We start from the raw sequence: 20005 nt of genomic DNA, 5'->3' as shown, positions 1-20005 counted from the left end.
TCGCGTCATCCGATGCTGGCCTCCACTCCAGCCAGCATCTTGAATCACAAAACCGACTGATCCGGAATCCCCTTCGATTCCGTCAAATCAGGAACCGCTCTAGACAAATATCATGACTACGATCGCGCCGATCACGATAAGGACAAGGCCGCCGACCAGCATCGGCAACAGACTGTTGTCCGGGTCGATACCCGATTCAAACTGCTTCGTTATCTGCTCATGGTTCTTCTTTGGTTCAGCCATGGCTCGTCTCCGTGCGGGAAAAATCGAACATACGTCCGGTCTGTGGCGGCCGCATGCGCCGTCCTCACATTGATTATGCGATAAGATGGTGCGGCTCTTGATCCTTCGCGGCGCAATATTTTGTCTCCGATCGTAGAGAGATGTCGACCTTACTCGCCGCTTTGCACCACGCCGGAAACTTGCAGTGGTGACGGCTTGAGGAAATCCTGAGGCATCAGCGTGACGTCGGCCAGCGTGTAGCGGTCAAGGGTGCTCTGGAAGGAGGCAATCGCTTCGCCAAACATGCGTGAAAGCTTGCAGGAGCCGGTGAGAACACATTGGTTTCCCGTGGCGAAGCACTCCACAACCGCGAAATCCGGCTCGGTCAGCCGTATGACATCGCCGATTCGGATCATCTCGGGCCGGATCCCCAGAACAAGACCGCCGGAACGGCCGCGGACCGCCTTCAGGTAACCGCCGCGTGTCAGGGTATTGGCGACTTTGTTGAGGTGCGTCTTCGACACCTTAAAGGTGCGGGCAGTCTCCTCGATCGTGATCAGGCGATCGCCGGCGGAGGCCGCGTACATCAGCATCCTCAAAGCATAGTCCGAGAAGTTGGTCAGCCTCAACGGTGCCTCTCTTGGGTTGGCGTGCCGTTATGGGAACCACTAACAAACCAATTCGGCATCACAGGTCTTTCTCTGCGATAGGTTCGAGGCCAATCGTAGTCTCGCCACGGCTGAAGGCGACCGCGAGACGGAAACTGTGAGCGATGCGCAACGCGCGCTCCATAAAGAGCGCTGCCACCTCGGGCGGGCAAATGCGGCGTACCGTTGCCCGAAATAACTTTAACCAGCGACGGAAATGCGCCTCGCCGAGACCGGCTATGGCCAAGTGTGGCGGTAGTGGCCGGCCTTCATATCGCGAAGTGCGAAGTAGCGTCGCAGACCAGAAGTCGCACATCTTCGCCAGATGCTGCGGCCACTTGTCGGGCTCAATCCGGTCGTGGAAAATAGGGCCGAGAATGTCATCACGACGAATTTCGTCATAAAAACCGTGGATCACGCCGCGGATCATTGTCTCGTCGAGCACGTCGGGCAACAGGACGCCGTCGACGACGATAGTTCTTCTACTCAGACCTTTCTCACTCATCTGGACGCTCCTGTTTTTCTCCAATGCGAGCGGGCTCAAGCCTTGGGTTCGCTCCTCGATGGATGCGACATAAAAGATAGATTGTCAATCTATGTTATTGCGCCTGGCCCAATCCGCTGGCGACGACCCTCTTAGTTGACCGTGGTCCGTGCCGCGCCACTGGATTCTAAGGCATTGCTGAACTGCTTAGGTATCACGACGCCAGGCCCGACGCGGCAAGTATGCGTCGGAAGCGGCTCAGTTTCGAGAATCGCCAACGCCTCATCCGATGACCGTGCCTGTCGGAGTCGCTCCCGAACTTGAGATGTCCGAAGCACCCGGCATGTTTGCGAAAGGGCAGGGAGGAAGGCGGAAGTGGCAGAGCGCGGCCAGAGTACAGCGTAAATGAGATCGACGGGGTCGTCGTCAGGGCCGTCGAAATCGATCGGCTGGGCCAAGCGTGTCAAAGACGCGACAGGTGAAGAGATCATACCCAGTAGAGCGTGGGGGATTGCGACGCCACGACCTATGCCCGTCGAGCCGAAATCCTCGCGGTCGAAGAGACCACGGAGAACCACCTGCTCATCAAGCCCGGCGCTTCGCGCAATCCTGATCGCGATTTTTGATAAGGCTGATTGCTTTCCCTTTGTCGCAAGGTCAAGCGAAATGTCTTCCTCTGACAAGACGGGGGAGATCATCAGGGTCAACTCCAAGTCGATCCAAACGCGATCGCAAATCAGCGTTCAGCCGCACTGGTTAAGCAAGGCAGATGAGGTGTGAAGATGCTGGCTGTCCCGGACGCGAAGCCAAGGCTTTCTCGCGTCCGGGCTAATGACCCGTTTTGAGCAGTCTTGGCTGCAGGAAATCGAGGCGGAAAATATTCATAGCACTTCAGAGGTAGTGAAAGATTTTTCGAAATCAAGGAAACAGGGCACGCTTGGACGAGCAGAAATAATGCACTGAAATGCCAGTTAATTTCGTTTGACGATCAGAACAGTCTCCTGCTTGCTGGCTGGACGCGAACAGGCCGCGCCAGCAAGTGAAAATCGGATTCTTTGAGTCAAGATCTTCGGCCATCGCGTTTCTTAGTTCAACAAGGAGATACCGTGATGAAAAAACTCGTCCTCGCAGTTGCCCTGACAGTGGGCAGTTCGCTTTGCGCCATGGCGGCGGATGAGGTCACCAAAGCTCCGCCAGCCGCTCCGTACGAACAGGTCAGCAAGCTTGTGAAGCTGCCGGACTTCCTGCCGGGCATCGGCCAACTTTTCGTTGATCCGACGACATTGCCTGCTGGACCATTCCTTGCCTATGACCACGATGGCAAGCTTGTCAGCACGATTTATATGCTGCCGATTAAGGACCTTAATCCGGACAAGCGTTTTGACGACCTCGCTTCTCCCGGCGGCAATGTCGACCATGTCGATGTCTACTATAATGCCGGCCATCCGGGGGTAGAGGAGCCGCATGTCCACGTCGTGCTGTGGCATGTCTCGGCCGCTGACGAGGCACGGGTCGCCAAATGACACTCACGCGCCGTAAGATCCTAAGCGCGGGCGGGGGCCTTGCCGCCGCCCTCTCGCTCTCTTCTGTCACAGTATGGGCCGGCGAGGCGATCGAAATCCGGATGCAAGGGCGCGACGACGGTTCGCACGTTTGGTTCGACCCGATAGGCATTCTGATGAAACCAGGACAGACGATCCGCTGGACCAATCTCAATCCCGGCAATTCGCATACGACGACGGCGTACAATCCCACAAACTTCGAGCGGCCGCTTCGGATGCCCAAGGCGGCAAAATCTTGGGATTCTGACTATCTCCTGCCCAACGAGAGCTTTTCGGTTACCTTAACCGAGCAGGGGGTCTACGACTATTACTGTATCCCCCATGAGCATGCCGGAATGGTCGGCCGCATTATCGTCAGCGAACCCGAGGCACATGGCTGGACTGAAATGGTTGGAGCAAACGGCGACCTACCGGAGGAGGCCCTCAAGGCATTCCCGACTGTCGAAGACATCATGACGAAACGGGTCGTCCGGCGCGCTTAGATCATGCGCATGAAAGGCACGGCCCTCGCAACAAGTGGAACCTAATACGACGATACCAGTGGGAGCGCGAGTTTCTTGGGTGTCGTGAGTGAGGCGGACTTTCATGACAGACTGCGTGTTTGCGTGTGGAACTCGACCACCATCTCAGGCCGGACGCGACGCGCGGACCCAAGTGTCGGACGCACCTTTCGATGCCCGAACTGCTGCCGAGCATCGCGAGCGTGCAACGCACCGGCTTGCCGCCTTGGGCGAGATGACGGGCGGTATTGCCCATGACTTTAGAAACCTCCTGGCAGTAATAGAATCTGGGCTCGGGCTCGCTGAACGAAGAGCCGACGAGCCCGAAAGGGTTCGTGCCTACATTGCGGCTGCGCGGGAAGGAATCGATCGAGGGATCGAGCTAACGTCACTGCTATTGGCCTTCGCAAAGCATCAGGACGTCGATATCCACGCTGGCAATTTGAATGAGTTCCTCACGTCTTTCGAGCCTTTCCTGAGGTATGGCGCGGGAGCCGATGTCCGCGTCAAACTGGAGCTTGGTTCCGGTGTCCCAGACTGTTTGATCGATCCGGCACTTTTCGACACCGCGGTGCTTAATCTCGTCATGAACGCACGAGATGCGATGCCAAGTGGCGGGGAGATCCGCGTCATCACCGAGCGTTTGGTGCAGACGACCGCGAAACCTGACCCGCCCGGACCTGGAATCTACGCATGCGTTCGCGTCAAAGACCAGGGTTGCGGAATGGCTCCTGAAGTGTTGCGGAAGGTGTTCGATCCATTCTTCACGACAAAGGGTGAGAAGGGTACCGGGATAGGGATGCCGCAAGTGCAGGCACTGACCCAGATGGTTGGTGGTCGGATCCGGATAAGCAGTGAACGAGGGATTGGAACAACGGTCGACCTTCTGTTCCCGTCAGTCCAGTCCGATATTTAGACGCTCCACTGGAACTCTCAGAATTTGATGTCGCCGCTTGCGACCGAATGCAATCCCGTCAGCGCTGGACCAACTACACTCTCGTCCGCACTTGCCGATTGCACCGCATAGACCGGATAGGAGAACTGCGGCATCTCAGGCACAAGATGCAGCCGGCCAGCCGCAATGTGAGGCTGCACTGAACTCATTCTGAAATATCCGCAGCCGCCAGTCGCAAGAACATAGTTCAGAGCGAGCGGACCGAGATCGAAAGAAAGATCCGGCGCGGCACTCGGGAAATTCATCCCGTGCTGAAGTCCAAAATCCGGCCCCCAATCCATATAAACATAATCGGATTCGTCCAGCACGCGCGCTTCGGAATTGGTAGTCACAAGGACGAGCTTTTCCTCCAAAAGCAGATCGATCTTCAAACCCGGTCTGTGCGGGGGCGCGTACATGATAGCTAAGTCGACCATTCCCGACGCGACCTGATTGATCAAATCCTGCGGCACATCCACGTGTACTCGAAGCGCAATATCCTCAAGCGAGCCACGCATCCATCGGACCCAATCAAGCAGCAGAGGTTGCGCAAGGCTGACTTCGCTGCCGACCGTCAGAACAGCCCGGCGTCCCGGCGGCACGGCAACCTGGTGAAGGGTGCGTTGCCACAGTTGGACGAACATCGGGGCGTGACGCAGAAATTGCTCGCCGGCCGAGGTCAGCGAAGCTCCGCCTTTGTGGCGGACAAAAAGGGGCCGGCCCAGTTGCTGCTCGAGGTTGCGGATTCGTGCGCTTACCGTCGTCTGCGCAACATTCAGGCGCTCCGAGGCCCGAATGAAACTTCCGGTCGATACGATCTCGATAAAGGTGCGGGCGAGCTCGATGTCCATGACGGACATAGCATAAAAATTGCACTTAAATGTCAATCAATTTCGCTTGCCACATAGTTACTGTGAGCACTACGCTCGAAGAATTCCACCAAGCCTAGCGCTGGATGCTGCGCAGCGCCGGTTGGAGCGGGCGCAAGCTCTCTCCATCCTCACACATCCTTTTACCGGCAGCGTCACAGGAGAGATCATGTCGACGAGAGACAAGAGCCAAGGCGATGTGGGGCGTCGCGATTTCTTGAAGCTGTTCGGTGCCGCAGGAGCGGCAGCGAGTACGCTGCCGCTGGCAGGATCCGCATCGGCGGACGAAATGATGGCCGCGCCGACCGGCAAGCCGCACCGTCACGAAAGCGACGGCCTGAAATCTGATGTCCGTGGCTCCGGCTATGAATTCTTCAATGTCGACGAATCCGCCTTCGTTGAGGCGGCGGTCGATACGCTCATTCCCAGCGATTCAACCGGTCCAGGCGCCAAGGAACTCGGCGTTGCGATCTACATCGATCGGCAAATGGCCGGCGGATACGGCAAGGGCGACCGGCTTTATCTGGAAGGCCCGTTCGGCGAGGGCACTCCAGAACAAGGCTATCAATTGCCGATGACACCATCGGAATTGATCCGGGCCGGCATCGCCGACGTCAGTGCCTATGTGCAGAAGAACTACAAGAGCACCTTCGACGGCCTATCGGAAAAAGATCGCGCCGCGATCGTGACCGAACTCGACGGCAAGAAGGTGGAGCTTCCAACAGTGCCGACCGCAACCTTCTTCGGGCTTCTGCTGCAGCTCACGATGGAGGGCTATTTCGCCGATCCGATGTATGGCGGAAACAAGGACAGGGCAGCCTGGAAGATGATCGGGTTCCCCGGCGCCGACGCCATGTACATGGACAAGATCGAACCGTTTCGGAACAAGGCCTATACGGCTCAACCGAAGGGCATCCAGGATCTCGTTTAATCGACTGAAGAAGAAGGAAACTATAACATGGCCACCAAACTCAACGCGGTCGATGTCCTGATTGTCGGTCTTGGTTGGACAGGCGGCATCATTGCCAAGGAGCTTGCATCGACCAAGCTGAAAATCGTCGCCCTTGAGCGGGGAGGCCCGCGCGACACCAATCCGGACTTTATCGACCCGCAGATCCATGACGAACTGCGTTACGCCGCTCGCCACGACCTCATGCAGAACGTGCGGCGGGAAACCATCACCTTCCGCAACAGCGAATCGCAGACGGCGCTGCCAATGCGACAGCTCGGCTCGTTCCTGCCCGGCCAGGGCGTTGGCGGCGCCGGCGTCCACTGGAACGGCGTCACCTGGCGTTGGCTCGAATGGGATCATCAGGCGCGCACCCGGACGATCGAAAAATATGGTGAGAAGATCATCCCTTCGGACATGCACCTGCAGGACTGGCCAATCACCTATGACGATCTCGAGCCCTATTACGACAAGTTCGAGAAGACCTGCGGCACCTCCGGCAAGGCCGGCAACATTAACGGTCGGAAGATCGACGGCGGCAATATCTTCGAGGGATCGCGCAAGGACGAGTACCCCAATCCGCCGATGATTGCCGCACAGAGCATGGTGATGTTCGAGAAGGCGGCCCGCAATCTCGGGTACCATCCGTTCCCCAACCCTTCGTCTAATGCGTCGCGCGATTACGTCAATCCTGATGGCGTAGCCTTCGGCCAATGTCACTATTGTGGCTTCTGCGAACGTTTCGGCTGCGAGGCGAATGCCAAGGCGAGCCCGCATTTCACCGTGATTCCGCTGGCGCTGAAGAACCCGAATTTCGAGCTGCGCACCAACTCCATCGTGCTGAAGGTCAATCTCGACTCGACCCGCAACAAGGCCGTCAGCGTCACCTATCTCGACGCACGCGGGCGGGAGTTCGAACAGCCTGCCGACCTCATTATCCTGTCGGCCTACGCGCTCGGCAACGTTAACCTGTTGCTGCATTCGGGGATCGGCGTGCCCTATGACCCGACAACGGGAAACGGTGTGGTCGGGCGCAACTATGCCTATCAGTGCGGTGGCGGAGCTACCGCCTTCTTCGACAAGGACACCATCCTGAATCGCTTCATGGGAGCAGGTGCGCTCGGCACCTGCATGGACGATTTCAACGGCGACAATTACGATTTCGTGAAGGCCGGCTACATCGGCGGCGGCGGCATCAGTTGCAGCAACTCGGGCGCCCGGCCCATCCAGTCACATCCCACGCCGCGCGGCACGCAGCGTTGGGGCTCCGACTGGAAAAAGGCAGTGGTCGACAATTATGACCACGCGGCCAGCGTTGGCAATCAGGGCGCCGTGATGGCCTACCGCCAGAACTATCTAAGCCTCGATCCGACCTACGCCGACGTCTTTGGACGTCCACTGATGAGAATGACGTTCGACTTCCACGACAATGAGGTAAAGCAGATGAACGGTCAGGCCGACATCTGCGTGAAGATCGCCAGGGAGATGGGTGCGACCAAGGTCGATCGGAGCATACCCCCCGTGCCTTATTCGGTCGTGCCTTATCAAAGCACCCACAACACAGGTGGTGCAGTCTTCGGAGCCGATCCGAACACTAGCGTTCTCAACAAATATCTTCAGGTCTGGGATGTTCCGAACGTATTCGTCACCGGCGCTTGCGTGTTTCCGCAGAACGCCGGGAAGAACCCGACCGGACCGGTAGGTGCTCTTGCCTACTGGGCGGTGGATGCGATCAACAACCAATATCTGAAGAACCCCGGCCCACTGGTTCCCTCCTGAGGCAAGCCCTGCCGGATCCGGATCCGCGGTTTGGACCGGCAGGCTGAGTGTGTTCCGAATCCCGATATTGCCAGGGGCGGCCTTGGCCATAACCAAGCCGCCGCTCATTGAAAGGCAGCAAACATGAAATCGACCATGCTTGGATTGACCACCGCCATGCTCACTTCAGTCGGTTCGGCCCATGCGCAGGACACATTGTCCGGCAATGCCGAAGCCGGGGCCGTCGTCTTCAAACGGTGCATGGCCTGCCACAAGGTCGGCCCTGACGCAAAGAGCGGGGTAGGTCCGGTCTTAAACGGCGTTGTCGGCCGAGCGGCCAGTGCATATCCCGATTACAGTTATTCCTCGGCGAACAAGAATTCGGGTCTGATCTGGGATGAACCGACGCTGACGACCTATCTGCGAGCGCCGCGCAAAATGGTGCCCGGCACAAAGATGGCGTTCTCCGGTCTCAGCAAGGACCAGGAAATCGCCGACGTCATCGCATACCTGAAACAGTTCAACGCTCAGGGTCAGAACGTCGGCCCCTGAGGCGCGACCTGTCACGGGCTGCAAAGCACAACCTGTATGAAGTTCCTTCTGCACCAGGGCCTGGGGTATTCCACGGTTCATCAGATCGGCGACTACCTGCGCAGCCATGGTGCCGGCCGTCACTGGATCGAGCGATATCGCGGCGACATCTTCGTGTTCGTGTCGGATGCAGCCGACGAGGCAATCCTCAGAACAGAATTCTCCGGGCGTCTCGACGCTGTTGACGATACGGAGACGGACAGGACAGGACGTCGAATGAGCGAAAAAATCTTTCACGAGAGAGTAAAATTGAAAAGGGCATATGAGAGCCCTGCCGCCGACGATGGCACGCGCGTGTTGGTGGACCGCCTTTGGCCGCGAGGGGTCAAGAAGACCGAGGCCTCCATCGATAATTGGATGAAAGAACTCGCGCCAAGCGCCGAGCTTCGGCAATGGTTCGGACACGATCCAGCACGCTGGGAGGAATTCCGCCGGCGATATGCGGCGGAAATCCATGAGCATCGCGATGAGCTCGACCGACTACGCGACCTGATACGGCAAGGCGCCGTCACACTCGTCTACTCGGCTCATGACGAGGCCCACAACGACGCCGTTGCCCTTAGAGAGATTTTGCTGAGACGTCGATAGAGAGGTCACGTCGCTCCTGCACTAGCACTGCGTTCAAAGACATAGGGCGTGCGATCACGACAGCGACAATAAACTCGTCTCTCCGGAACCAAACCAGAGAAAATTCATCCAATCATCGATGGGCGCGCTCAGTTGAGGAGAAAACGATGAAATTCTTTGTCGATACCGCCGATATATCTGAAATTCGCGAGCTTGCTGCCGCTGGCATTCTCGACGGGGTGACCACAAACCCGTCCCTTATCTCAAAGACTGGCCGACCGATCAGAGATGTGATCAAGGAAATTTGCCAGACGATCGAGGGCCCGGTTTCAGCGGAGGTCACCGCGACCGACTTCGACGGCATGATCGCCGAGGGAGAGCGTTTGGCCGGCATTGCCGCCAATATAGCCGTCAAGGTGCCGTCGACCTGGGATGGATTCAGGGCTTGCCGGGCACTCAGTCAGCTCGGGCACAAGGTCAATGTCACACTGTGCTTTTCAGCCAACCAGGCGCTGCTCGCAGCCAAGGCAGGCGCGACCTTCATTTCGCCGTTCGTCGGCAGGCTCGACGATCTCGGTCTGGACGGCATGGAAGTGATCCGAGAAATCCGCATGATATACGCCAACGACAAATCCTTCACGACGGAAATCCTGGCGTCCTCAATTCGCACCCCTCTTCATGTCAAACTGGCGGCAATGGCGGGCGCCGATATCGCGACCGTGCCGCCCACAACACTCAGAAACCTTGCCAAACACCCACTCACTGACAAGGGACTCGAGTCCTTTCTCGCCGACTGGGGGAAGACGGGGCAAACGATCCTGTAATCACCCAGGGGAGGGGCGGGGGTCGCAGGCAGCTATCACAAAAGTTGCACTCAAATGCCGATTAAATTCGTTTGCATGACGCCCAAAATGGCAGGAAATTGCGCGTGAAGAGCCGGTTCCGCTTTGGTCGGACGTTACCCGGAAGCGAAATCGAGAATTCGAAGACGCGCTGGCTTTGTGCGCTCACAGGCTGATGAGCCTAGCACCGCTCCCCTAGGGGCGATTTTGTATAAAATCGCCAAGGAGAAGAAAATGGCTGAAACCTATAGTAAATTGATCGGGCCGGATCTGATCCAGGGCATCGCGTTCTCGGACCTTCTAGATGGCGGCAAGCTAGTCGGCTATTGCCGCGATGAGCAGGTGCTACTGGTACGCCGCGGGACCGAGGTCTTCGCGGTCGGGGCGACTTGCACGCATTACGGCGGGCCCCTTGTCGATGGTCTTGTGGTGGAGGATACCGTCCGCTGTCCTTGGCATCACGCGTGCTTCGATTTGCGTACGGGCGAGGCCTTGCGAGGGCCTGCCTTCAATCCACTCGCGTGCTGGTCGGTGCAACAGCGAGATGGCCGGATATTTGTCGGCGAGAAACTCAAACGGACGGCACCGAAGCCGCGCGACGGAAGCGCTGGCCAGGCCCCCGAGAAAATCGTCATTGTCGGTGGCGGCGCGGCTGGTTTTACTGCGGCCGAAACACTGCGGCGCGAGCAGTACCAGGGCAGAATCGTCATGATCAGCGATGACAAAGCACCCCCCGTCGACCGGCCGAACCTCTCCAAGGACTACCTCGCCGGAAAGGCACCGGAAGATTGGATTCCGCTCCGCGGGGGGAAGTTCTATTCAAAAAACAACATCGACCTCCGTCTCGATACGAAGGCCGTTCGCCTCGACCTGCATTCCCGCGAGGTTGTCCTCGCGGATGAAGGCAGGATTCCTTACGACAGGCTACTCCTTGCAACCGGGGCCGAACCGATGCGCCTGACCATACCCGGCGCCGACCAGCCACACGTACACACGCTGCGCTCGTTCGCAGATTCCAAGGCGATCATCGAGCGAGCCACGACTGCGCGAGGCGCCGTCGTGCTTGGCGCCAGTTTCATTGGCCTGGAAGTTGCAGCGGCCTTGCGCTCGCGCGGCATCGACGTTCATGTCGTGGCGCCAGACAAGCGACCTATGGACCGGGTCCTGGGCCCGCAAATGGGCGACTTCATCCGCGCCCTCCATGAGGAGAACGGCATTGTTTTCCATCTCGAGGACACCGCGAGCAGCATTGACGGCAGGACGGTGAAACTCAACAGCGGCAAGACATTGACAGCCGACTTCGTCGTGGCCGGCATCGGCGTGCGACCGCGGATCGGGCTCGCCGAAAAGGCGGGGCTTAGCCTCGATCGCGGTGTCGTTGTGAACGCGCTTCTGGAGACGAGCGCACCAGGGATATTCGCCGCCGGCGACATTGCGAGGTGGCCAGATCCTCACAGTGGCGAGAACATTCGGGTCGAGCATTGGGTGGTTGCAGAGAGGCAGGGGCAGACAGCGGCGCTCAACATGCTCGGCCATCGCGAGAAATTCGTCGCGGTGCCGTTCTTTTGGAGCCAGCACTACGATGTTCCCATCAACTATGTCGGCCATGCCGGGCAATGGGACGAGATCGCGGTGGACGGTGACATTGCCGCCAAAGATTGCTTGCTCCGCTTCAAACGAGAAGGGCGCACTCTGGCTGTCGCCTCGATCTTCCGCGACGTTGAAAGTCTGGAGGCCGAGGTGGAAATGGAGCGCCAAATGGCAAGCTAGCTTCGGCTTCCGAACAAACGCGCATTCAGGTTCAGAATGGCGAAGCGGAATGTTGGTTGTGACTGAAAGGAGTTCGACTATGTCCACAGTGCAGCAGGAACTAGGTATCACCAGTGGCTTGGACACGTTTGCGCCCGTCCAGCGTTATTCAAAGATCGTGAAATTCGTCGACCAGGTCGCCAAGCAGGCGGCTAACGATCCACCGACCCTGGTTGAAATCTTCTCGGACAGCGGCCGCTGGTATTGCCGTGTTCGTCGCGGCGATGAAAAGACCCGGCCGATGGGTCCATATACCAAACAACAGGCTGAGCGGATCCAGGAAGCTCGGAGAATGTTGCTTGCCAAAAGAGGCGCCGCTCGGATCATGTTCGAGTAGGGAAGGAACCTTTGCGACCACACCGGCCGGCGAACTCCTGCTACAATGATCGTCATGACTTTTTGAATATTTGCAGAGCAGGCCTTCGGCTTGCCGCGTTGGGAAGCCGCTTTTCGCCACGGCACGTCTGCTATAACTCGATGCGATCTAGGCACGGGCGAGGACGTCTCAGGCTGGATAGATGTTCCAGCATAATCAACAGACCAGACGGACCTTGTGCGAGAAATTCTCGAGCTTGTCTAGCTTGTGCGTCTGCAAGTGTGGTTTTGCAATGTCCGCGTCAAATTACAAGATGCGATGTAAACGGCCGTTGCCGTTCTCGACGAAAGATAAGAGCACGACCCCCGCGCGAACGCTTTGCGAGCAGGATTGGGGTTTGCCACCCTTTATTGATTTTGTACGAAGTACCCATCTACAAACCTGGATCTGATTATGGACGACTACGACAACCAGAAAGGCGCTGAGCCTGAGGACGTACGCGCCGCATTGAAGGGGTGGGCATGGTTTGGTGTTCTGATGAGCATTGTCTTTGGTGTCGCCTACGTCCTGATTGAGATGTAGTGGCCCACGAAGCAGCTAGCCTTGCGGATTGCGCGAGAAGAGGCGCGTTTGCAATGCCTTAGGCTGTGCTCGGTGCTGGTATATTTAGAATCGACTTTTGCATTCTAGCAGATTTCCGGCAGCGCTACCCGCTCGCTGCTTGAAAATGGCCGACTGAACCGTGTCATCTCGAATTGATTGCGTTAGTCGCCCTCGGTGGCGATCAACATCCAGTCGCGCTTCGTTGACTGGGTTTCGCGTGCGAACGTCCACGTATCGGTCACCTCAACAATCAGCGTGGGATCGCCAGCGGCGACCGAGTCGTTGGCTGAACAGGTGACACTGACCACCTCGGAAACGAAGCGAACGGCGATCTCTACGGTCCCATTCTCCCCAAGAGCGTCGATGACTTTTGCTTCACTCATGCCGATGAGGGTCAGCTGCAGCGTCTCTTCCCGATCCCGGCGCCCGGCAATCGTTCGTTCGAAGGTCTGAAGCACTTCCGGCCCGACAAGGCGTTTCAACGTTTGGATGTCGCCATGCGCGTAGGCCTGCAGGATAACTTTATAAGCCGTTCTGGCGCCGGCCAGAAACGCCGCCAGGTCAAAATTGGGATCGATGTCCCGGATCACATCGACGGGCTGGCCCGCCGATGAACTATAATCGGCAACGTCGCTTCCTTGCTCAGTGACGGCGTCGCCCCGCCTGGTCTTGTCTTCGCCCGAGCGCGGCAGCAGTTGGTCCCAACATCCCAGTAGTGCCCAATAGAACGCGACGATTGTTACGAGCAGGATCTGGTTGTTTGGATCTGTGGTCTCGTTCATGACGTTCTCCCGACAATAACAGACGCCGATTTGGAACTGGAGGCGAGTGTTAGAGAATGCGCGGCAGCTTTTCCCATTGGTGGAAGGGTGGCGGCGACGGCAGCAGCCATTCGAGGGTGGTCGCCCCTTCGCCCCATGGATTGGCGCCAGCCTGGCGTTTGCGGCTGAAGGCTTCCGCTACCGTGATGAAGAAGACGATAAGGCCGGCCGTTGAAATGTAGGACCCGATCGACGAGACAAAATTCCAGCCGGCGAAAGCGTCGGGGTAGTCGGCATAGCGTCGCGGCATGCCGGCCATGCCGAGAAAATGCTGCGGGAAAAAGGCCAGGTTGACGCCAATGAACATCACCCAGAAATGCAGCTTGCCCATGGTTTCGTTGTACATGTAGCCGGTCATCTTCGGAAACCAGTAGTAGAAGCCGGCGAAGATGGCGAAGACCGCGCCCAAAGACAGCACATAATGAAAATGAGCGACCACAAAATAGGTGTCGTGATACACGCGGTCGATACCAGGGTTTGCAACCATGATGCCGGTGACGCCCCCGATGGTGAACAGCAGCACGAAACCGAGAGCCCACAGCATCGGTGTCTTGAACTCTATCGATCCTCCCCACATGGTCGCCAGCCACGAAAACACCTTTACGCCGGTTGGAACGGCGATGACCATCGAGGCGAAGGCGAAGTAACGCTGGGTGTCCACGGACAGGCCAGTCGTATACATATGATGCGCCCACACGACGAAGCCGATCGCGGCGATCGCCACCATCGCGTAGGCCATGCCGAGATAGCCGAAGATCGGCTTTCTGGCGAAGGTCGAGATGACATGGCTGATGATGCCGAAGCCGGGAACGATCATGATGTAGACTTCGGGATGGCCGAAGAACCAGAACAGATGCTGGTAGAGGATCGGATCACCGCCGCCGGAGGGCGCGAAGAAGGTCGTCCCGAAATTGCGATCGGTCAAAAGCATGGTGATGGCGCCGGCGAGCACCGGCAGCGACATTAGAAGCATGAAGGCAGTAACAAGCATCGACCAGGCGAACAAAGGCATCTTGTGCATCGTCATGCCAGGCGCGCGCATATTGAAGATGGTGGTGATGAAGTTGATAGCGCCAAGGATTGAGGAGGCACCCGAAAGGTGGATCGAAAGAATGACGAGGTCGACCGCGGGGCCTGGCTGGCCATCAGTCGACAAGGGCGGGTAGAGCGTCCAGCCGCCGCCATGGCCAAGCGTGCCGGGCGCTCCTGGAACGAACATTGAGGTGATGAAGAGGATGAATGACATCACCAGCAGCCAGAATGAGATGTTGTTCAAGCGCGGAAAGGCCATATCGGGGGCGCCAATCATGATCGGCACCATCCAGTTGCCGAAGCCACCAATCAGTGCCGGCATGAGGACGAAAAAGATCATGACCAGCCCGTGGGCACTGACGACGACGTTGTAGACCCCCGGATCGCCAAATATCTGCAGGCCCGGCTCCTGCAACTCCATGCGGATCAACACGGAAAGCGCTGTGCCGAAAACCCCGGCCATGATCGAGAACAGCAGGTAAAGGGTCCCGATATCCTTGTGGTTGGTGGAGAACAGCCACCTGACGACAAACCGGGGCTTGTGATCGTCCAAGGCCGTGGCTGGATTAGACATGATGTGCTTCCTGCTCTTCACTGTTGGCAGGCAAGACGACTCAACGATGGACGGCATCTGCAATCGGCCGTCACAAGGGGATCAGGCCTTGCCTGCACTTACTCATTCATCGGTGACGATCACATCCATCGGAATGTCGTGCGGCTGCGGATAGATGGTCGGGATCCTGCTGCCGGTGTAGCCGACGCCGATGACGAGAGGCCGCTTCGGCGCGGCTGCCAGGGTTCGGTCGAAGAAGCCGCCGCCATAACCCAAGCGATAGTTGGCCTGGTCGAAACCGACAACGGGCGCGATGACCACATCTGGTTGGACCGAAGGACCGTGTGACGGGACAAGAATGTTCCAGATGCCGCGTTCCAGAGGGTCTCCCGGTCCCCAGACACGAAACTCCAGCGGCCAGCCTTTCTTGATGACGACCGGAAGCGCAATCCGCCCGCCGCGCTCGATCACCTTTATCGCCCAGTTGCGTAGATCCGGCTCACCGCGGAATGGCCAATAGCCGCTGACGATCCGCCCACTCACCCGGCCAACAGCCAGATCGAGAGCGGAAGCGATACGCAAAGACCTCGCATTGCGTTCGTCGGCGTCGACCGCAAGACGCTCATCGATCAGACGTTTGCGTTCCGCCTTGCGCCATCGACAGACATCCGGCCAGGCTTCCTGCACAACCGACTCGATGCCGTATCCTGGAACAAGTTTGTGCATGAAGCACGGAGGAGAGGCGTACTCTCGCGTTTCCAAGGAAATATCTTCCTGATCAGACATTGCGCGCTCCATTGACCGTTGCAGTGGAAACTATCTCGCCCTCATCGACGGTGCGCTGCGTAAAATAGGAAGGCAAATGGAATTAAATGCTGTATTGATGCAAAAATATTGCACTGAACCGAAAGCCAGAATGGACATCGACCGCGCTCGCACGTTTTTGGAAATCGTTCATTCCGGCAGCTTTCTGAAAGCCGCCGACCGGCTCCACGTCACCCAGACCACGGTAAGCGCGCGGATACGCACGCTGGAGGAAGAGCTCGGACGTCAGCTCTTTATCCGCAACCGCAATGGCGCGCAGCTGACGCCGGCGGGCCGGGAGTTCGAGCGGTTCGCCCAGTCATTCGTGGAAATCTGGGAACGGGCACGGCACCAGCTCGCCATCCCATCGGGACGGACAAGCGTCGTTGCCTTGGGCGGAGAGCTCAGCTTATGGAACCCACTGCTGCTCGACTGGCTGGTCTGGATGAAGAAGGCCAGGCCGGAAATCGCCATCCAAGCCCAAGTCGGCGTGCCGGACCAGCTCCTCGAGCAACTGAGGACTGGAGTTCTGGACATTGCGGTGCTCTATGCGCCGAAGCTGCTACCGGGTTTCAGGGTAGAGCTTCTCGTCGAAGAGCAGCTCGTTCTGGTTCGGACCACGGACAGAGAGGGGGGACCGGTCGGCTCCAAGGACTATGTCTATGTCGACTGGGGGCCGCTGTTTGCAGCCCAGCATGATGCCAGTTCTTCTGCCTTCGGCGAGCCGGGATTGATGGTCGGCCTTGGGCCGCTTGGACTGAGCTACATTCTGCGCGCCGGCGGAATGGGTTATTTTCGCAGGGGCGCCGCAGCTCCCCATGTCGAGGCGGGGCAGCTGGAGGTCGTGGAAGGCGCGCCGGAATTCACCTATCCGGCCTATGCCGTCTATCCGGAAGCAAGCGAGGCGCGAGCCGACGTGCGGGAGGCGCTACGTGGATTGAAGCAAGTTGTGAAATGATCGTACCTCCAAGCGTGAAGCCACGGTTCGCGTGCCTGGAAGGATGGATCGCCACGGATTGACCGAACATGCCTTATCCGTTCCACACCATCGGTCACTCGACCCGGTCGATTGCCGGATTCGTCGCCCTGCTGCGGGTCGGAGACATCGCCTTGGTGGTCGATATCAGGACCGTTCGACGATCGCGGGCGAACCCGCAATTCAACAGCGAGATGCTTACGGAAAGCCTGGCAGCGTTCGGGGTCGGATATGAATACATCGCCGAGCTTGGCGGACTGCGCGGCAAGGCACACGACGTTCCGCCGACGCTCAACGCATTCTGGATCAACCAGAGTTTTCACAACTACGCCGACTACGCGCTGTCGGCGGAGTTTCTTGGCGGCTTGGATCGGCTCGTGGCCCTCGGCAGGCAGCGGCGGTGCGCCATCATGTGCTCGGAAACGCTCTGGTGGCGCTGTCATAGAAGGATCGTCGCGGACTACCTGATCAGCCGCGGCGAGTCCGTTTTTCATCTGATGGGCCATGACAAGGTCGAGCCGGCGAAACTCACCGACGGCGTGAAGGCACGGGACGACGGAACGCTTGTCTACCCGCCTGCACAGCCTTCGGAATAGTCGAGATCTCAGGCGGCCGATGGACCAGGGTCGTTGAAGCCGGAGTTGAAGGCCGCCACGACTTTGTTCTCCGCTTCGTCCTGCAGTTCCTCCAAACGATGGACGACGCGGAGAACCGGTCCGTCCAGTCGCGACGAGCCCGGCTCTAGACCCTCTGCCAGCTTCAATCTTTCGCGCCTTGCGGCTTCCGGCTGATAAACCACTTCTTGGACGGTCAGCGTTTCAAGGCCGCCGTCTGCAGTCGGAATGGACATGGACTGGCCTTCGGCCAGACCGAGCAGCGCAAGGCCGCGCGGATTGGTGATCGGCAAAAGCATGCCAACCAGACCGCGCATCTCGTCATGTGCGACGATGCGGATCTCGGCAGGGCCGTCGTTCACCCGATAAGCCACGCGGCTGCTGAGCGTCACAACGGTTGCGGGAATGTCATCCCGAAACATTACAACCGCGCCCGAAATCTTCCGGTCGAGGATAGTCGAGAGGATTTCGCTGCGGGCCGGACGGCGTTCCCGCATCACCTCAAGAATGGTGTAGTCCTTGGTGGTCAGTTGGCAGCTATCGATAGTGGGCATGGTGCGTCTCCAGCCGGCCCGTGAAACGGGATACGGCATCAAGCGATTGATCGGGTGTGGAAAGCTACCCCTGTGCCGGACCTGGATAGGCCGGCGCAGGGGTCAGACTCCCGCGATCAGGCTGCCTGCATGATTGAGGAGACGGATGGAAACGCCCATACCTAGATGCCCGCCACAATCGTCGAAGACGCTGGTGCGCGCCGATCGGCTGTCTCGCCTTGCAGAGCGGGCTGGCTCACGGCAAGCACGCAAAGCTCGTGCCGGCGCCCGTCGCGTGCGGTCCACGTAATCGATTGCCCGGTCGAGAGTCCGATCAGCGCCGTGCCGATCGGCGTGAGGATTGAAACCTTGTTTTCGGAGATATCCGCATCGCCGGGAAAAACCAGCGTAACTGTTTTCGCGTCGCCCGTATCGGGCTTGAACGTCACCGACGAACCCATCTGGACGGTGTCAGCGGAGACCGAACCATGGGCGACGATACGCGCCCGCTCGAGTTCGGCGAGCAGTTCATCGGAAGCCTCCGGATTTCGTACAGCCACAGTCCTCGCAAGCGCCGATAGACGCGCATGATCCGACTGCGAGATGCGGATGTTCGGCTTGCGCCGGGTTTTCGTGTTGTCTTGCATTTGAATACTCGTGCTTCTGCCCGGACCAGCCGCCCACCAAGGGTGCCGGAACTGAGTCAATTCGTGAAAAAAACTTGCTGAAAACGCCGATGCCCCAGAGGCTCGCGGCCCTGCGGGATCATCCCATGTTGGTCAATGCACCGCCCCTCGGCTCAGGGCGTATGGCAACTGAGCCGGGGGCTACATTCCCGCTATGGGGCAAACCCGGAAAAGAAAATCGCGATGAATTTTGACTGCGGCGTTCATAAGACCATAGTTGGTGAAGCAATCCGGGAAGTCAAGCCAGCCACCTCGGTGCACCTTGGTGGGCATCAAACCCTAAGTTGGTCAGGGCGAGCACCAAGCAGCGTAGTTATCACCAGCTCTCTTCCGGCCCTGTTTATCCCGGTCCCGCTCGGTCTTTCTTCCGCCAATCCGAGGAAGACAAGGCGTTCGGCCAACGCCTTTGATAGAGATGGGTAAGGCCCGCGGTTCATTCGCTTGAGTGCCGTTTGCTCCTCCTCAGTTAGCGCGTCCCAGATAACCGTCATGACGGCCACCTCCCTTGTTTGCATTGTCCAGCCAATGCGAATTCTGGATTGTCGAGCCACGCGCTGTGGCCGTGAATTCATCGAGCCCGAAAACCTTGAGTCTATGGAACGGCGTCTGGCTGTCGATGACACCGGCGCTCGGGCTCGCTAAAAGCGCACTGTCCACCCTAGTCGACCGCACTCGTGTCACCGCAATCGGACTAGCGACGGCTCTCACGTTCCTGACACCAGCTAAGCAACCCGCGCCTCTCTAGTCAGATCAAATTCACGCGGCGATTGCTCTGCAGCAGTTAGCCGCTTTCCCTCGTCTAGTAAAATGGCGGCCCCGGGTCCAACGTAGAATGCTTTAGTTTTACTAAATTGCTTTTTGAATGCTCTATTAAAAGTCGTCATTAGGTCCTGAGCGAGCGGCGTGTCGGAGACCGTAGCCACGCGGCCATTTATCACAACATCTTCAGCCAATCGCCCACCAGGCGAAAAAGTTACTGTGTCCGGATTGCCAAGCTGATCTAACGAATACCGGATGCCGAAAGGTGTTTTTATCGGCCTCACCTCAATGGGCACAGCGTGGCCGGTGACAAGAAATGATCGACCGCTGGAAGCCGATCCTGTGGTGGATTGCCCAAGAGTTGGAATTTGCATTCTATTGCTAAAAGAGTCGAATTCCATCTTGGGAAAATGACCCATGAAGATGTATTTTACCGAAATTTCAAGTTCTACTGCTTCCAATACGGGAAGAAGATCATCCTTTAGCGCGAAGAAGAGAATCTGCTTCATATGAATTATCGCCTAGGCACAAGTAACGGCTGGAATACGCTGATCCGTGTGCTGGGAAGATACGG

The 20005-nt window shown here is 58.1% G+C and carries 24 protein-coding genes; 13 read left to right on the top strand and 11 right to left on the bottom strand.

Annotated elements, in window-relative coordinates:
• Nucleotides 1-99: 99 nt before the first annotated feature.
• From NKI08_RS31380 to NKI08_RS31365, 4 genes are all read right to left on the bottom strand, one after another.
• Entirely contained in the window at nucleotides 100-243 is a 144-nt protein-coding gene (locus NKI08_RS31380; protein ID WP_352616137.1) for a hypothetical protein, read from the bottom strand.
• 149 nt (nucleotides 244-392) lie between these two features.
• Entirely contained in the window at nucleotides 393-851 is a 459-nt protein-coding gene (locus NKI08_RS31375; RefSeq protein WP_352774925.1) for an RrF2 family transcriptional regulator, read from the bottom strand.
• Between the two features lie 58 nt (nucleotides 852-909).
• Nucleotides 910-1374, bottom strand: coding sequence for a group III truncated hemoglobin (locus NKI08_RS31370; RefSeq protein WP_352774923.1), 465 nt, complete (start codon nucleotides 1372-1374; stop codon nucleotides 910-912).
• Nucleotides 1375-1505: 131 nt separating this feature from the next.
• On the bottom strand, nucleotides 1506-2051 hold the full coding sequence (locus NKI08_RS31365; RefSeq protein WP_352774921.1) for a PTS sugar transporter subunit IIA: 546 nt from the start codon (nucleotides 2049-2051) through the stop codon (nucleotides 1506-1508).
• 411 nt (nucleotides 2052-2462) lie between these two features.
• Here NKI08_RS31365 and NKI08_RS31360 point away from each other — a divergent pair, with 411 nt between their 5' ends.
• The 3 genes from NKI08_RS31360 (at nucleotide 2463) to NKI08_RS31350 (ending at nucleotide 4331) form a co-directional block, all read left to right on the top strand.
• Nucleotides 2463-2876, top strand: coding sequence for a DUF5602 domain-containing protein (locus NKI08_RS31360; RefSeq protein WP_352774919.1), 414 nt, complete (start codon nucleotides 2463-2465; stop codon nucleotides 2874-2876).
• Nucleotides 2873-3397 (top strand): plastocyanin/azurin family copper-binding protein, encoded by a 525-nt coding sequence (locus NKI08_RS31355; protein ID WP_352774917.1) that lies wholly within the window; start codon nucleotides 2873-2875, stop codon nucleotides 3395-3397. The genes NKI08_RS31360 and NKI08_RS31355 overlap by 4 nt, the downstream gene beginning before the upstream one ends.
• A gap of 172 nt (nucleotides 3398-3569) precedes the next feature.
• The gene (locus NKI08_RS31350) at nucleotides 3570-4331 is read left to right on the top strand and encodes an ATP-binding protein (protein WP_352774915.1); all 762 of its coding nucleotides are present in this window, start codon (nucleotides 3570-3572) and stop codon (nucleotides 4329-4331) included.
• A 17-nt stretch (nucleotides 4332-4348) separates the two neighbouring features.
• Here NKI08_RS31350 and NKI08_RS31345 read toward each other — a convergent pair whose 3' ends face one another.
• Entirely contained in the window at nucleotides 4349-5200 is an 852-nt protein-coding gene (locus NKI08_RS31345; protein ID WP_352774913.1) for a LysR family transcriptional regulator, read from the bottom strand.
• A 187-nt stretch (nucleotides 5201-5387) separates the two neighbouring features.
• On the opposite strand from NKI08_RS31345, the gene NKI08_RS31340 reads away from it, so the two are divergent.
• The 8 genes from NKI08_RS31340 (at nucleotide 5388) to NKI08_RS31305 (ending at nucleotide 12632) form a co-directional block, all read left to right on the top strand.
• Nucleotides 5388-6149 carry a gluconate 2-dehydrogenase subunit 3 family protein gene (locus tag NKI08_RS31340; protein ID WP_352774912.1) on the top strand — a complete coding sequence of 254 codons (762 nt, stop codon included), beginning with the start codon at nucleotides 5388-5390 and terminating at the stop codon, nucleotides 6147-6149.
• Between the two features lie 27 nt (nucleotides 6150-6176).
• Entirely contained in the window at nucleotides 6177-7946 is a 1770-nt protein-coding gene (locus NKI08_RS31335; RefSeq protein WP_352774910.1) for a GMC family oxidoreductase, read from the top strand.
• Between the two features lie 135 nt (nucleotides 7947-8081).
• Nucleotides 8082-8477, top strand: a complete 396-nt coding sequence (locus NKI08_RS31330; RefSeq protein WP_352774927.1) for a c-type cytochrome — start codon at nucleotides 8082-8084, stop codon at nucleotides 8475-8477.
• Nucleotides 8478-8732: 255 nt separating this feature from the next.
• On the top strand, nucleotides 8733-9104 hold the full coding sequence (locus NKI08_RS34790; RefSeq protein ID WP_502899690.1) for a DUF488 domain-containing protein: 372 nt from the start codon (nucleotides 8733-8735) through the stop codon (nucleotides 9102-9104).
• Between the two features lie 146 nt (nucleotides 9105-9250).
• Entirely contained in the window at nucleotides 9251-9907 is a 657-nt protein-coding gene (fsa, locus tag NKI08_RS31320; protein ID WP_352774906.1) for a fructose-6-phosphate aldolase, read from the top strand.
• A 252-nt stretch (nucleotides 9908-10159) separates the two neighbouring features.
• The gene (locus NKI08_RS31315) at nucleotides 10160-11695 is read left to right on the top strand and encodes an FAD-dependent oxidoreductase (protein ID WP_352774904.1); all 1536 of its coding nucleotides are present in this window, start codon (nucleotides 10160-10162) and stop codon (nucleotides 11693-11695) included.
• A gap of 79 nt (nucleotides 11696-11774) precedes the next feature.
• Nucleotides 11775-12071 (top strand): hypothetical protein, encoded by a 297-nt coding sequence (locus tag NKI08_RS31310; protein WP_352616161.1) that lies wholly within the window; start codon nucleotides 11775-11777, stop codon nucleotides 12069-12071.
• A gap of 432 nt (nucleotides 12072-12503) precedes the next feature.
• The gene (locus tag NKI08_RS31305) at nucleotides 12504-12632 is read left to right on the top strand and encodes a hypothetical protein (RefSeq protein ID WP_352566357.1); all 129 of its coding nucleotides are present in this window, start codon (nucleotides 12504-12506) and stop codon (nucleotides 12630-12632) included.
• A 182-nt stretch (nucleotides 12633-12814) separates the two neighbouring features.
• Here the strand turns inward: NKI08_RS31305 and NKI08_RS31300 are convergent, their stop codons facing one another.
• The 3 genes from NKI08_RS31300 to NKI08_RS31290 all read right to left on the bottom strand — a co-directional run bounded on the left by NKI08_RS31300 (nucleotide 12815) and on the right by NKI08_RS31290 (nucleotide 15845).
• On the bottom strand, nucleotides 12815-13435 hold the full coding sequence (locus NKI08_RS31300; RefSeq protein ID WP_352774901.1) for a Tim44/TimA family putative adaptor protein: 621 nt from the start codon (nucleotides 13433-13435) through the stop codon (nucleotides 12815-12817).
• 49 nt (nucleotides 13436-13484) lie between these two features.
• Nucleotides 13485-15080 carry a cytochrome c oxidase subunit I gene (gene ctaD, locus NKI08_RS31295; RefSeq protein WP_352774899.1) on the bottom strand — a complete coding sequence of 532 codons (1596 nt, stop codon included), beginning with the start codon at nucleotides 15078-15080 and terminating at the stop codon, nucleotides 13485-13487.
• 102 nt (nucleotides 15081-15182) lie between these two features.
• The gene (locus NKI08_RS31290; protein ID WP_352774898.1) at nucleotides 15183-15845 is read right to left on the bottom strand and encodes a 5-formyltetrahydrofolate cyclo-ligase; all 663 of its coding nucleotides are present in this window, start codon (nucleotides 15843-15845) and stop codon (nucleotides 15183-15185) included.
• A 130-nt stretch (nucleotides 15846-15975) separates the two neighbouring features.
• On the opposite strand from NKI08_RS31290, the gene NKI08_RS31285 reads away from it, so the two are divergent.
• Nucleotides 15976-16821, top strand: a complete 846-nt coding sequence (locus NKI08_RS31285) for a LysR family transcriptional regulator (protein ID WP_352774896.1) — start codon at nucleotides 15976-15978, stop codon at nucleotides 16819-16821.
• Nucleotides 16822-16889: 68 nt separating this feature from the next.
• The gene (locus NKI08_RS31280) at nucleotides 16890-17435 is read left to right on the top strand and encodes a DUF488 domain-containing protein (RefSeq protein WP_352774894.1); all 546 of its coding nucleotides are present in this window, start codon (nucleotides 16890-16892) and stop codon (nucleotides 17433-17435) included.
• 8 nt (nucleotides 17436-17443) lie between these two features.
• Here the strand turns inward: NKI08_RS31280 and NKI08_RS31275 are convergent, their stop codons facing one another.
• From NKI08_RS31275 to NKI08_RS31265, 3 genes are all read right to left on the bottom strand, one after another.
• Nucleotides 17444-18007, bottom strand: a complete 564-nt coding sequence (locus tag NKI08_RS31275; RefSeq protein WP_352774892.1) for a GreA/GreB family elongation factor — start codon at nucleotides 18005-18007, stop codon at nucleotides 17444-17446.
• 161 nt (nucleotides 18008-18168) lie between these two features.
• A complete protein-coding gene (gene rnk, locus NKI08_RS31270; protein ID WP_352774890.1) occupies nucleotides 18169-18633 on the bottom strand; it encodes a nucleoside diphosphate kinase regulator in 465 nt (154 codons plus the stop codon).
• Nucleotides 18634-19394: 761 nt separating this feature from the next.
• The gene (locus NKI08_RS31265) at nucleotides 19395-19940 is read right to left on the bottom strand and encodes a hypothetical protein (RefSeq protein WP_352774888.1); all 546 of its coding nucleotides are present in this window, start codon (nucleotides 19938-19940) and stop codon (nucleotides 19395-19397) included.
• Between the last annotated feature and the right edge of the window lie 65 nt (nucleotides 19941-20005).

It is taken from the genome of Mesorhizobium sp. M0768, from assembly GCF_040320195.1.
Classification (GTDB): Bacteria; Pseudomonadota; Alphaproteobacteria; order Rhizobiales; family Rhizobiaceae; genus Mesorhizobium.
The sequence above is the reverse complement of the archived record's forward strand: the minus strand, read 5'-3'. Positions and strand labels throughout refer to the sequence as shown.

Bases quoted from the DNA above. Each gene is read 5' to 3' on its own strand.
- NKI08_RS31380 (WP_352616137.1), bottom strand. From the start codon at position 243: ATGGCTGAACCAAAGAAGAACCATGAGCAGATAACGAAGCAGTTTGAA.
- NKI08_RS31370 (WP_352774923.1), bottom strand. From the start codon at position 1,374: ATGAGTGAGAAAGGTCTGAGTAGAAGAACTATCGTCGTCGACGGCGTC.
- NKI08_RS31365 (WP_352774921.1), bottom strand. From the start codon at position 2,051: ATGATCTCCCCCGTCTTGTCAGAGGAAGACATTTCGCTTGACCTTGCG.
- NKI08_RS31360 (WP_352774919.1), top strand. From the start codon at position 2,463: ATGAAAAAACTCGTCCTCGCAGTTGCCCTGACAGTGGGCAGTTCGCTT.
- NKI08_RS31355 (WP_352774917.1), top strand. From the start codon at position 2,873: ATGACACTCACGCGCCGTAAGATCCTAAGCGCGGGCGGGGGCCTTGCC.
- NKI08_RS31345 (WP_352774913.1), bottom strand. From the start codon at position 5,200: ATGGACATCGAGCTCGCCCGCACCTTTATCGAGATCGTATCGACCGGA.
- NKI08_RS31340 (WP_352774912.1), top strand. From the start codon at position 5,388: ATGTCGACGAGAGACAAGAGCCAAGGCGATGTGGGGCGTCGCGATTTC.
- NKI08_RS31335 (WP_352774910.1), top strand. From the start codon at position 6,177: ATGGCCACCAAACTCAACGCGGTCGATGTCCTGATTGTCGGTCTTGGT.
- NKI08_RS31330 (WP_352774927.1), top strand. From the start codon at position 8,082: ATGCTTGGATTGACCACCGCCATGCTCACTTCAGTCGGTTCGGCCCAT.
- NKI08_RS34790 (WP_502899690.1), top strand. From the start codon at position 8,733: ATGAGCGAAAAAATCTTTCACGAGAGAGTAAAATTGAAAAGGGCATAT.
- fsa (WP_352774906.1), top strand. From the start codon at position 9,251: ATGAAATTCTTTGTCGATACCGCCGATATATCTGAAATTCGCGAGCTT.
- NKI08_RS31315 (WP_352774904.1), top strand. From the start codon at position 10,160: ATGGCTGAAACCTATAGTAAATTGATCGGGCCGGATCTGATCCAGGGC.
- NKI08_RS31310 (WP_352616161.1), top strand. From the start codon at position 11,775: ATGTCCACAGTGCAGCAGGAACTAGGTATCACCAGTGGCTTGGACACG.
- NKI08_RS31305 (WP_352566357.1), top strand. From the start codon at position 12,504: ATGGACGACTACGACAACCAGAAAGGCGCTGAGCCTGAGGACGTACGC.
- NKI08_RS31300 (WP_352774901.1), bottom strand. From the start codon at position 13,435: ATGAACGAGACCACAGATCCAAACAACCAGATCCTGCTCGTAACAATC.
- ctaD (WP_352774899.1), bottom strand. From the start codon at position 15,080: ATGTCTAATCCAGCCACGGCCTTGGACGATCACAAGCCCCGGTTTGTC.
- NKI08_RS31290 (WP_352774898.1), bottom strand. From the start codon at position 15,845: ATGTCTGATCAGGAAGATATTTCCTTGGAAACGCGAGAGTACGCCTCT.
- NKI08_RS31285 (WP_352774896.1), top strand. From the start codon at position 15,976: ATGGACATCGACCGCGCTCGCACGTTTTTGGAAATCGTTCATTCCGGC.
- NKI08_RS31280 (WP_352774894.1), top strand. From the start codon at position 16,890: ATGCCTTATCCGTTCCACACCATCGGTCACTCGACCCGGTCGATTGCC.
- NKI08_RS31275 (WP_352774892.1), bottom strand. From the start codon at position 18,007: ATGCCCACTATCGATAGCTGCCAACTGACCACCAAGGACTACACCATT.
- rnk (WP_352774890.1), bottom strand. From the start codon at position 18,633: ATGCAAGACAACACGAAAACCCGGCGCAAGCCGAACATCCGCATCTCG.
- NKI08_RS31265 (WP_352774888.1), bottom strand. From the start codon at position 19,940: ATGAAGCAGATTCTCTTCTTCGCGCTAAAGGATGATCTTCTTCCCGTA.